Source organism: Flavobacterium sp. (genome assembly GCF_031381455.1).
Classification (GTDB): domain Bacteria; phylum Bacteroidota; class Bacteroidia; order Flavobacteriales; family Flavobacteriaceae; genus Flavobacterium.
Genome location: NZ_JANMXZ010000055.1, coordinates 1 through 11909, shown reverse-complemented (window position 1 = coordinate 11909; position 11909 = coordinate 1). Strand labels below are relative to the sequence as shown.

7 protein-coding genes are annotated in these 11909 nt (G+C 35.8%); 5 read left to right on the top strand and 2 right to left on the bottom strand.

Going from position 1 to position 11909, the window contains the following annotated elements; translation table 11 throughout:
* Positions 1–4534: beta strand repeat-containing protein (locus RMN97_RS12875; RefSeq protein ID WP_409024896.1), on the bottom strand; the 4534-nt coding region annotated here is incomplete at its 3' end.
* Positions 4535–5165: 631 nt separating this feature from the next.
* On the opposite strand from RMN97_RS12875, the gene RMN97_RS12870 reads away from it, so the two are divergent.
* The 5 genes from RMN97_RS12870 to RMN97_RS12850 all read left to right on the top strand — a co-directional run bounded on the left by RMN97_RS12870 (position 5166) and on the right by RMN97_RS12850 (position 10009).
* Complete coding sequence (locus tag RMN97_RS12870; RefSeq protein WP_309614923.1) at positions 5166–5651, top strand: histidine phosphatase family protein; 486 nt, start codon at positions 5166–5168, stop codon at positions 5649–5651.
* Position 5652: 1 nt separating this feature from the next.
* Complete coding sequence (gene ppk1 / locus RMN97_RS12865; RefSeq protein WP_309614922.1) at positions 5653–7782, top strand: polyphosphate kinase 1; 2130 nt, start codon at positions 5653–5655, stop codon at positions 7780–7782.
* Positions 7783–7791: 9 nt separating this feature from the next.
* Positions 7792–8682, top strand: a complete 891-nt coding sequence (locus RMN97_RS12860) for an exopolyphosphatase (RefSeq protein WP_309614921.1) — start codon at positions 7792–7794, stop codon at positions 8680–8682.
* A gap of 79 nt (positions 8683–8761) precedes the next feature.
* The gene (locus RMN97_RS12855) at positions 8762–9541 is read left to right on the top strand and encodes a hypothetical protein (protein ID WP_309614920.1); all 780 of its coding nucleotides are present in this window, start codon (positions 8762–8764) and stop codon (positions 9539–9541) included.
* Between the two features lie 105 nt (positions 9542–9646).
* Positions 9647–10009: a hypothetical protein gene (locus tag RMN97_RS12850; RefSeq protein ID WP_309614919.1), complete on the top strand. Its 363-nt coding sequence runs from the start codon at positions 9647–9649 to the stop codon at positions 10007–10009.
* A 45-nt stretch (positions 10010–10054) separates the two neighbouring features.
* On the opposite strand, the gene dnaX is transcribed toward RMN97_RS12850, so the two are convergent.
* Complete coding sequence (dnaX, locus tag RMN97_RS12845; protein WP_309614918.1) at positions 10055–11812, bottom strand: DNA polymerase III subunit gamma/tau; 1758 nt, start codon at positions 11810–11812, stop codon at positions 10055–10057.
* Positions 11813–11909: the final 97 nt, after the last annotated feature.

Genomic DNA, 11909 nt, shown 5'->3' with positions numbered 1-11909 from the left:
TAGCAGTTCCTGTATTTCCACAACCATCGCTTAATTCAGTAAAGCTGTTAGTCCAAGTTACATTAGAACAAACATCCGATGCTGAAGCACCACCGTTTAAGCTTAACCAAGCTTGAAGAGCAGCAGTATTTCCTTGACCATCACATTCCACCGTTGCATTAGCAGCAGCAGTATCAATAGTAGGTGCAGTTGTATCTTCAATAGTAAAGTTAGCTGAAGTTGTTGTAGCGTTACCACAATCATCAGTAGCCGTAAATGTTACTGTAGCAGTTCCTGTATTTCCACAACCATCGCTTAATTCAGTAAAGCTATTAGTCCAAGTTATGTTAGAACAAACATCCGAAGCCGAAGCGCCACCATTAGAAGCTAGCCAAGCAGTTAAAGCCTCTGGGTTACCATTTCCATCACATTCAACCGTTGCATTAGCAGCAACAATATCAATAGTTGGTGCTATAATATCTTGAACAGTAAAGGTTGCTGAAGTAGATGTAGCGTTACCACAATCATCAGTAGCAGTAAATGTTACTGTCACAGCAGCTGAACAATCATTTGCTAAAGCATTGAAATCATTAGACCAAGTTACGTTAGAACAAATATCAGAAGCTGAAGCACCGCCATTATTAGCAATCCATTGTTGTAAAACAGCAGTATTTCCACCACCATCACATTGTACTACTAAGTTAGTCGCAGCAGTATCAATAGTTGGCGCAGTTGTATCTTCAATAGTAAATGTTGCTGAAGTTGTTGTAGCGTTACCACAATCATCAGTAGCTGTAAATGTTACTGTAGCAGTTCCTGAGTTACCACAACCATCGCTAAGCGCATCAAAGCTATTAGTCCAAGTTACGTTAGAACAAGCATCAGAAGCTAAAGCACCACCGTTTGAGCTTAACCAAGCTTGTAAAGCAGGAGTATTTCCTTGACCATCACATTCGACTGTTGCATTAGCTGCAACAGTATCGATAGTTGGTGCAGTTGTATCTTCAATCGTAAATGTTGCTGAAGTTGTTGTAGCGTTACTACAACCATCCGTAGCAGTAAATGTTACTGTAGTTGTACCGGTATTTCCACAACCATCAGTTAATGAAGTATAGTTGTTAGACCAAACTACATTTGAACATGTATCAGAAGCTATTGCTCCACCATTAGAGTTTAACCAAGCTTGTAAAGCAGCAGTATTACCATTTCCATCACATTGAACAATTGCATTGGCTGCAGCCGTATCAATAGTTGGAGCAGTTGTGTCTACTATTGTAATAATCTGAGTAAATGCTACAGAATCATTACCGCAAGCATCTATAACAGTCCATTCATTAGTGTATGTTCCTGTATTATCACAGCCTATTGCAGGTATAAAATTACCTTCTTTCTTGATTATGTTAGTTACATCAGCATCACATAAATCGGATGCTACTGGAATTAATTCCTGAGCAGCAGTCAAAGCAGCTTTATCAGCACATTCAACAGTGACATTTAAAGTACCAATAGCAGTTTCCCAGATAGGAGCCATAGTATCTTGAACAGTTATAACTTGAGTGAATACAATTGATATATTATTACATACATCTTTTGCTGTCCACGTATTTGTATAAGTACCAGCATTTGCACATCCTTGAGAGGCAACAAATGCACCTGGTGTTTTAATATAAGTTATATTTCCGGCACAGTTATCGGTTGCTACTGGAGCAAGTGCTTGAGCAGCAGCCAAAGCAGCAGCGTCACTACATTCAACAGTGGTGTCTAAAGAACCAGTTGCCGTAGACCAAGTAGGAGCAGTAATATCCTGAATTGTTATAGTTTGTGCACCTGTAGTACTATTTCCACAAGCATCTGTTACTGTCCAAGTTCTGGTAATAACTCTATTGTTTGGACATAAACTAGTCGGTGTCAGACAAACACTTTTGAAGTTAATGCTTCCATTAACATTAGATTGTTTTCTTGAATATATAAACCAAGTTCCATTCATTGGACCGGTTAAGTTTTCAAAACCGGAAACATAAGAAGTTAAACCGTTTATAGTATTAGGAGAAGACAATGAGCCATTTGGAGTAAAGTTTTGTGCAACACCAGTTGTTATAGGGTTGTTATTATTCCATTGTGTATAGCCTGATCCAGTAGGATAGAATTCGGGTAAATATAATTCTTGTGAACTTGAATTAGCATCATCACAATTTCCACCTGTACAATAAGGGCCAACTAAAATTACCGCTTGTCCACTAGGTGAAACAAGTGTAAATTCAGCTCTTCCTTTTCCTTGATTTGTTTCAAATGCTAATGCAACTTTTTTAATATTGGCAGCTGTTGCATTATTAAAACCTGAAACATCAAAATAGAAGTAATTTCCATTACCGGCATTAACATTGCCTTCGGTAAAGTTACCAAAACATTCGCTATCAACATAAGTTACAGTTGGATTTGCATCACAATTATCACTAACATTTGTTGGGTTTCCAGTGGTTGAAGGATTAAGATTAACTGAACAATTTGCATCTGTATTTGAGGTAATATTTCCTGGTGTTGTGAATGTTGGAGGAATTGTATCATTTATAGTAATTGTTCTTGAAACAGAGTTTAATTCTCTTCCACAAGAATCAGTTGCCGTCCACGTTTCTGTTACTGATCCATTACAATATCCAGATACTGTTGTTGTAAAAGTAGAAAGGTTTGAAGTACCTGCAATTAAGCATCCACCTGATAGATTATTAGAAAATGGAATTGTACTAGGTTGTGGTAATCCACCACAAGTCACTGTTGTGTTAGCCAAAGCTGTCATTGTTGGTAAAGCAGCTGGGCTAACAGTTATAGTTCTTGATACTGAAGCTAAAGCTCTACCACAAGAATCGGTTGCAGTCCATGTTTCGATTACATTTCCACCACAAGCAGAAGGAGTAGCCGAGAAAGTAGACGGATTAGATGTTCCTGAAATTAAACAACCACCAGTTAATCCATTGCTGAATGAAATAGTTGAAGCAGCTGGAAGTGAACCACAAGCTACTGTTGTATCAATTGGAGCTGTCATTGTTGGTAAGGCTGCCGGACTTACAGTAATAGTTCTCGAAACCGGAGCCAAAGCTCTACCACAACTATCTGTTGCCGTCCATGTTTCTGTTACCGTTCCTCCACAAGCACCAGGTGTTGCTGTGAATGTTGATGTATTTGAAGTTCCACTAACTAAACAACCACTACTTAATCCATTACTAAATGATATAGTACTTGCTACAGGTAAAGCTCCACAAGCGACAGTGATATTAGCAGGAGCAGTCATAGTTGGTAAAGCAGCTGGACTTACAGTAATAGTTCTAGAAACCGGAGCCAAAGCTCTACCACAACTATCCGTTGCGGTCCAAGTTTCTGTCACCGTTCCTCCACAAGCACCAGGTGTTGCTGTGAATGTTGATGTATTTGAAGTTCCACTAACTAAACAACCACTACTTAATCCATTACTAAATGGAATTGTACTGGATGTCGGTATTGAACCACATGCCACAGTTATATTAGCAGGTGCAGTCATCTTTGGTAATGCCGCCGGGCTGACGGTTATGTTTCTAGTTTGGGTAATCGTTCTGCCATGGGCATCAGTATAGGTCCAGGTTTCTACTACTGTTCCTCCACAAGCACCAGTTGGTGTTTGGGCGCTTAAAGTAGAAGTAACAGAGCCACTGATTAAACAAGCTCCTGAGGCATTATTTGTATAGGTTAATGTGCTTGTTGTAGCACCACCACAAGGAACCGCAATAGTATTTGCTGAACTAAATACAGGAAGCGGAGCTACAGTAGCAACAACTGTTCTCGATTTGTTGATGATACAACCGTTAGCATCTGTAATTTTTAAAGAGTAGGTACCAGGTACTAAACCGGTAAGGTCTTGGTTTGTCGATTGTCCAGAAGGGACAACTCCACCACCTGACGCCGTCCATAAATAAGTATACGGAGCTAATCCTCCAGTTGGTGTTAAATCTAAAGATCCAGTTGCGGAACCACATTGAGAATCAAGCGAAGCGAACTCTCCATTTACACCACCGTTAACGGTGATGGATGGAATTTTTCCACACTTAGGCGAAATATTGTTTGGATCTAATGGACAGGTTTCGTTATTATTTGATGTTGTCCACGCTTCCCAAATATTTGAAATTTTAATAATATCACCACAAGTGTAGGTAATAGTACCAAAATCCAAATAGGTTGTTGAACCACCAGGGAGCGGACCATTGCATCCCGTTCTATTTACAGAAGAAATTAATGCACCTGTTGTCCCACTATATATTTCAAGCGTTCCCCAAAAGGCAAACGAAGTTCTAGTGGAACCCGTGGTGTTATTAATTCCCAGCATTAGGTTTCTTGTAATTGTTGTCGGGGTAGGACAGGAATTACAAACACCTCCACCGGACAATGTGGCTGCAACAACCTCAAGATCTTTGGAGGTACAAGAAGTGTTTGTTGGTGGAAAAGTTTGCGCAAAAGACATTGATATACATAGTATATTCAGTATCAAGAAAGCGCATAAATTCTTCGAAAGTGTAAAATTTGATTTCATACAGTTAGGTTAAGTAGAATAGATTTGAAAACAGCATTTTAGGCAGGGAGTACTTTTGTAGGTGTTTATGAAGTTGATAGATAATTGGGGTTATACTATATACACAAAATTAGTTTCAGTGCATTTTTAAAAATCATTTTATCTATGAACGGCACAAATAATCGACGAAATACATTTTTTTTCTAGCTATTCTAGTTCTTGATTAAGTTTTTTTGGGGTTATTTTTGATTTTGACATGGTTGATTTGGGTATTTCGGGTTATTTTTTTTGTAATTATTTATGTTTTACAGTTCGAAAGTAGATAGTTTAAATCAAACTACCAAAAATAACATCGATAAAGTGCGTAAATTTATAGATAAAGTGCATTATTTAACATTTTTAAATAGAAAAATACTACAATAAATATATTTTAATAAGTTGTTTATAACATATTTTAATTTTAACTTTTATTTATATGTCTATTTAATAAAACTATTTTGGAAAAATTAATGTTAAAATTTAACCAGTTAACATTTTTGGTTCTTAATTATTTTGATAGTAAAACAGCGTTTTTAAAGTCTTTGGATTAAATAAATTTTTATATGATATAAAAACTTAAATTTATGGTATTAATAACTTTGGATTTTTTATCATGAAACAGCTAATATTAATTCGACATGCCAAATCAAGTTGGGGAGCACCACTTCGTGATATTGACAGACCTTTGACAAGTAGAGGTATTCAAGATGCGCATTTAGTTTCTTCACATATTGGTAACCAAATTCCAAAATCATTTTTAGTCTGGAGCAGCATTGCAAAAAGAGCTTCAGAAACTGCTATTATTTTTGCGCAAAACATCTCATTTCCTGTAGAAAGCATTATCTTTAAAGAAGAATTATACACTTTTGATGAAAGAAAACTGGAACAAATTATCAAATCATGTCCAAATGATTATGATAACTTAATTCTTTTTGGACATAATGAGGCAATTACAAATTTTGTCAATAAATTTGGGAACATCTTTATCGATAATGTTTCTACTTCCGGATTTGTATATATTATATTTGACAATAACTCTTGGAATGAAATTGAAAAAGGTGTTACCAAGAAAGTTATTTTCCCAAGTGATTTAAAATAATATGATTACAGAATCCCGGTTTCGTTATATAGATAGAGAAAAAAGTTGGCTGGCATTCAATGCTAGAGTTTTGCAGGAAGCAGCTGATGAAGCTGTTCCGCTACTTGAAAGGCTTCGATTTATAGGTATTTTTTCCAATAATTTAGATGAGTTTTTCCGTGTGCGATTTGCTGCCATTCGTCGTTTGAGTATGTCTGGTCAAACTGGCGAAAAAATTCTTGGTGGAATCTCAGCCCAGCAATTGGTTAAAGACATTACTGAAATTGTTATCAAACAGCAGGCAGCAAGTTTGCACGTGCTTAACGAAATTGAAAAAGAATTAGTAAAGCAAAACATCATTATCATTAACGAAAATGAAGTATCAGAAGAACACGAGAACTTTCTCAAAGATTTTTTTATACAAAAAATAAGCCCAGAACTTGTTACGATTATCTTAAATGACTTGGCAGAATTCCCGCTGTTAAAAGACACTTCGGGTTATTTAGCAGTTAAATTGGTAATGAAAAGCGAACTTAAATCTGGCATGTTGGGCTTAGTAAAAAAAGTAAAGCCCGAAGTGCGTTATGCTATCATAGAAATTCCGAAAAACACTAACCGTATTGTAGAACTTCCCATAAAAGATGATAAGCAATACCTGATAATGCTCGATGATTTGATTCGTTATAACCTGAGCAGCATTTTCAATATTTTTGATTACGAAAGCATTTCGGCTCACATGATAAAGATCACACGCGATGCCCAATTGGACATCGATAGTGATATGAGTAAAAGTATGCTCGAAAAGATTGCCACGTCAGTAAAAGATAGACGTATTGGTGAACCCGTTCGGTTTGTTTATGATGAACATATTGGAAAAGACACGCTTAAATTTTTCCTGTCCAAAATGGGAATTGATGCATCTGACGGTGTAATTCCCGGCGGAAGATATCATAACCGTCGGGATTATATGAACTTTCCAAACCTTGGACGATTTGACTTGCTATATCCGCCAAGAGTGCCGCTTCCTGTGGAAGGTTTATCACTTGACGGTAGTCTTTTGAATAAAATTGCCAAAAAAGATTATTTGATAAATGCGCCTTTTCAGTCGTTTTCTTATCTGATAAAATTCCTCCGCGAAGCTGCTTTAGATCCTAAAGTCACCACTATAAAAATAACCTTATATCGTTTGGCAAAAAACTCTCAAATTGTGAGTTCGCTAATCAATGCTGCCAAAAACGGGAAGAAAGTTACGGTTCAAATTGAGCTCCAAGCACGTTTTGATGAAGCCAGTAATATTTCCTATGCAGAGCAAATGCAGCAAGAAGGAATTGAACTTATTTTTGGTATTAAAGGTTTAAAAGTGCACAGCAAAATATGTTTAATTGACCGAATTGAAGCAGGAAAACTAAAGCGATACGGCTTTATTTCTACCGGAAATTTCAATGAAAGCACGGCCAAAATTTATACCGATTTAACGCTATTTACCAGTCATCAGCAAATCTTGAAAGACGTTTCTAAAATCTTTGATTTCTTTGATGTTAATTACCGAATTCATCGTTACAAACACTTGATAGTCTCGCCACACTACACGCGTTCAAGATTCTACAAGTTAATCGATAGAGAAATAAATAACGCCATTATGGGACGTTCTGCTTATATTAATTTAAAAATGAATAGCATCTCGGATTACCCAATGATTGACAAATTATACGAAGCAAGTAATGCCGGAGTAAAGATTAAATTGCAGGTGCGAGGCATTTGTTCTTTAATTCCAGGTGTGAAAGGAATGAGCGAAAACATTGAAGCCGTTAGTATTGTGGATTATTTTTTAGAACACACGCGGTCTTTTATTTTTTGTAACAATGACGATCCTGAGGTTTATATTTCGTCAGCCGATTTTATGACACGTAATTTGGATGGTCGGGTAGAAGTAACCTGTCCGATATATGATGAAGAAATCAAAAAGCAAATCATTGACACCTTTACTATAGGCTGGAAAGGAAACGTAAAAGCGCGCTATCATTCAGAGAAATTTGAAAACAAATACCGTGTTCGTGCTGAAGACGAACCTGTTTTTAGAGCCCAACATCAAACCTACAACTATTACAAGGAAAGACTTGAAGGAACTCCAACTAACAACGTAACCGAATAAACCCATTTAATGATTTCAATAAAAAAATATGCTGCGATTGATATAGGTTCCAATGCCATGCGATTGCTCATTACCAATATTGTAGAGCAACATGACAAAGAACCCCAATTTAATAAAAGTGCTTTGATTCGAGTGCCAATACGCTTGGGACAAGATGCTTTTACGGTTGGTGAAATCTCAGATGATAATATTGACAGAATGGTTGATGCCATGCAAGCATTTAAATTGTTGATGAAAGTTTATAAAGTAGAAAAATACAAAGCTTGCGCCACATCTGCCATGCGCGAAGCTTATAACGGAAAAGAAGTTGCCAATATTATTAGAGAAAAATGTGATATTGATATTGATATCATTGACGGAAAAATTGAAGCTACTATTATTGCCTCTTCCGATTTACATGATTTCCTAAAAACCGACCAAACCTATTTATATGTTGATGTTGGTGGTGGAAGCACCGAGTTTTCTTTGTTCACCGACGGTAAAATGATCGCATCCAAATCATTCAAAATCGGAACAGTTCGTATGCTGAACAATATGGTTAGCGACATCGTGTGGGAAGAAATTGAAAAATGGATTAAATGCAACACAGAAGAATTTGAAAACGTTATACTAATAGGTTCTGGTGGAAATATCAATAAGTTGTTCAAGCTATCTGGAAAGCTGCAAGACAAACCGTTGTCCTATTTATACCTGAATTCACAATACCAATATTTAAATTCATTGACTTACGAACAGCGTATTGCAGAGTTAGCCATGAACACAGACCGTGCTGATGTAATTATACCAGCGACTAAAGTGTACCTAAACGCTATGAAATGGAGCGGTGCGCGCCAGCTCTTTGTGCCAAAAATTGGTTTGGCCGACGGAATAGTAAAAGCGTTGTATCAGGGAAAATTGTAAATTATGCAATCTGACAATATTTATTTTGATTTACTGAATTGGAAATATCAAAATTTAAAAAAATCAATATATTTGCTTCATGGAAACTAAAGGGATTTTTGAAATTAGAGTATCAGGTAATAAAGGTAATGAGCCATTAAAACCTGAGAATACTGATATTAAAGAAATCAAAGTTATATTAGATAATATTGAAGATATATTATACCCAAATCAAAAAGATAGACCAACTATTAGTTATTCAATTGAAGAGGGTTCGGTCAAACATATTTTTATAGTTGGAAGTCAAGCATTGATTGGACTAACGGCTAATTTAGAAGTAGTTAATCAGCAACATTCTATAGATTTTTTAGAACTTAAGACCGCACAAGCCATTGAAAGAATTCAAAATATATCATACAACAAAAATTATTCTTTTGAGTTGAAAACTAATGTAGGAGAAAAAGAATTCTTCTTTGAAATAAATCCTTCAACAAGTTATAAAAGAACATTAGATTTATGGGTAGATGCAGAGTTGTATTTTTATGGAGAAATAACAAATACAGGAGGTAAAAACAAATCTAATTTACATTTAGATACTGAAGATTTTGGAACTGTAATTATTGAAGCACCAAAAGAATTCTTTCTTAATGAAGAAAAGAATTTGGTTTATAGAAAATATGGTTTTAGAGTAACTGCAAAGCAAAATATTGATAGTGGAGAGTTCGATAAAAGTTCACTTAAGTTTGTTGAGATGATTCCATATCTGCCAAAATACAATGAAGATTATTTAAATAAATTGATAGAACGTTCAACTAGTAAATGGAAAGATATTGATGCCGATGATTGGTTAAGAGATTTGAGAGGAGGCTACGATGCTTAGTGTATTACTTGACACAAGTTTTTTTATTCGACTTTAAATCATAATGATCCATTACACTATAATGCCAAAGGGTATTATAAGTATTTTTTAGAGAATGATGTAATAATGAAAATATCGACTATATCAATTGCAGAATTTTGTGTTAGAGATGAAATAGAGAATTTACCTTTAGATACTTTACAAATAATTCCTTTTAATTTAGAACATGCTAAAATCGCAGGGAAATTTGTGCGTGCAATATTCCAACAGAAAAGTATAACGGGTATTGACATTACACCAAGAGCAATAATACCTAATGATTCTAAGTTATTTGCTCAATGTCATGTTGACAAGACTTCTCAATATTACATTACATCAGATACAGAATCTGGGAAAATAATATCACTACTTAATAATGAAATTAAAACCAATTTTACTTTTGTTGATATAAATAATCCAGTCAATGAAGTATTTGGTACTTTGTTCTGATTCTGAAAGTAAAACATAATCCAGATTAAATGTCTGTTATTGGATTTACTCATTAACTTCCAACCCAAACAAATTCAGCATTAATTCTAAATTCGGATTGAGTTCTACTAATCGGTTGTATTTGTCTTGTGCTGTATAACTTTTTTTCAGAACCAAAGTTTCATTCACTTTCACATTGATGCTAATATCGTGGTTGTGCAATTTCCCACGTAAATAACCCAAAAGGTCCGGTTTTTCTTTTTCAAAATCTATCTTTGAACTTTCATTCGGTAACTCGTGAATGATAGTTGTACCTTCAAGAATTGGATCATTAATGGTTAACAAAGATGCTACAATGCGATAGCCTTTGTCTTCCATACGTTGTGCATATTTAAGCCACTGCTCCAGCATTTCCGTTTCGGTAAAAGGCTCGCTTGCCAAATGCACGACTTCTTTCACCGTCGACTTTTGAGCTTCTGCCATTTCTTTCTTCGCACGAATGCTAGCTAAAGACATTGAAGAAACTTTGGGTTGTCCCTCTCCCGAAGCTTCGTGAGCGCTCGGGATGACAGGAGTTTTAGGTTGTAGGTTCTGAGTAAGAGGTTCTACGTTTTCCTTTGTCGGTTGTGCGTTGTCTATTAATGGTTCAACTTCTATTTTCTGTTCTTCACTTTGTATTTCTAACTTCGTACTTTGTACTTCTTTAATAGAATAACTTTTACGGTAATACGTAGGCGGAATTATAAACTCAGACTTTTTTTTTTCTCCATCGAAACCGATAGAGCTTAATTGCATGAGCGCGAGTTCTACCAAAAGGCGTTGGTTTTGAGAAACCTTATATTTCAAATCACAATCATTTGCAATGTCAATTCCTTTTAATAAAAAGTCTTGAGATGCTTTTTGCGATTGTTCTCCATATAATTTTTGCGCCGCTTCACCCATTTCTAACAATGAAAGTGTTGCTGGATTTTTAGCCACTAATAAATCTCTAAAATGTGATGCTAATCCGGCAATGAAATGATGACCGTCAAATCCTTTGGATAAAATATCATTATAAGCCAACAAGACTTCTGGGATTTTATTTTCCAAAATCAAATCGGTCATATTGATGTAGGTCTCATAATCTAAAACGTTCAGATTCTCAGTAACTGCCTGACGGGTTAGGTTGTTGCCGCAATACGAAACCACTCGGTCAAAAATGGACAAAGCATCACGCATAGCGCCATCAGCTTTTTGAGCAATAATATGTAAAGCGTCGTCTTCAAATTCTACTCCTTGACTTTTAGCTACTTCAGCCAAATGTTCTTTGGCATCTTTAACCGTAATTCTTTTAAAGTCAAAAATCTGGCAACGCGATAATATCGTTGGAATAATTTTGTGTTTTTCGGTCGTAGCCAAAATAAATATGGCGTGCTTTGGCGGTTCTTCCAGAGTTTTCAAAAAAGCATTAAAGGCAGCCGGAGATAACATGTGAACCTCATCAATAATATATACTTTATAATGCCCAGTTTGAGGAGGTATTCGAACTTGGTCTATTATATTCCTAATATCATCAACACCATTGTTAGAAGCGGCATCGAGTTCAAACACATTAAAAGCAAAATCTTCATTCGGGTCATCATAACCCGGTTGGTTAATTTTGCGTGCCAAAATCCTGGCGCAGGTTGTTTTCCCAACACCTCTCGGACCCGTAAATAATAGGGCAGAAGCCAAGTGATTACTTTCTATGGCGTTAAGCAACGTGTTGGTAATAGCTTGTTGTCCGACAACGTCTTTAAAAGTTTGCGGGCGATACTTACGGGCTGATACTACAAATTGTTCCATAGATTTTTACTGGATTACAAATATAGAATAATAGTTGATTTGGTTATTTGGGAATGTGGTTATTTGAAGTTTTTTTACTAACAATTATAAAGAGAAT

Bases quoted from the DNA above. Each gene is read 5' to 3' on its own strand.
- RMN97_RS12870 (WP_309614923.1), top strand. From the start codon at position 5,166: ATGAAACAGCTAATATTAATTCGACATGCCAAATCAAGTTGGGGAGCA.
- ppk1 (WP_309614922.1), top strand. From the start codon at position 5,653: ATGATTACAGAATCCCGGTTTCGTTATATAGATAGAGAAAAAAGTTGG.
- RMN97_RS12860 (WP_309614921.1), top strand. From the start codon at position 7,792: ATGATTTCAATAAAAAAATATGCTGCGATTGATATAGGTTCCAATGCC.
- RMN97_RS12855 (WP_309614920.1), top strand. From the start codon at position 8,762: ATGGAAACTAAAGGGATTTTTGAAATTAGAGTATCAGGTAATAAAGGT.
- RMN97_RS12850 (WP_309614919.1), top strand. From the start codon at position 9,647: ATGAAAATATCGACTATATCAATTGCAGAATTTTGTGTTAGAGATGAA.
- dnaX (WP_309614918.1), bottom strand. From the start codon at position 11,812: ATGGAACAATTTGTAGTATCAGCCCGTAAGTATCGCCCGCAAACTTTT.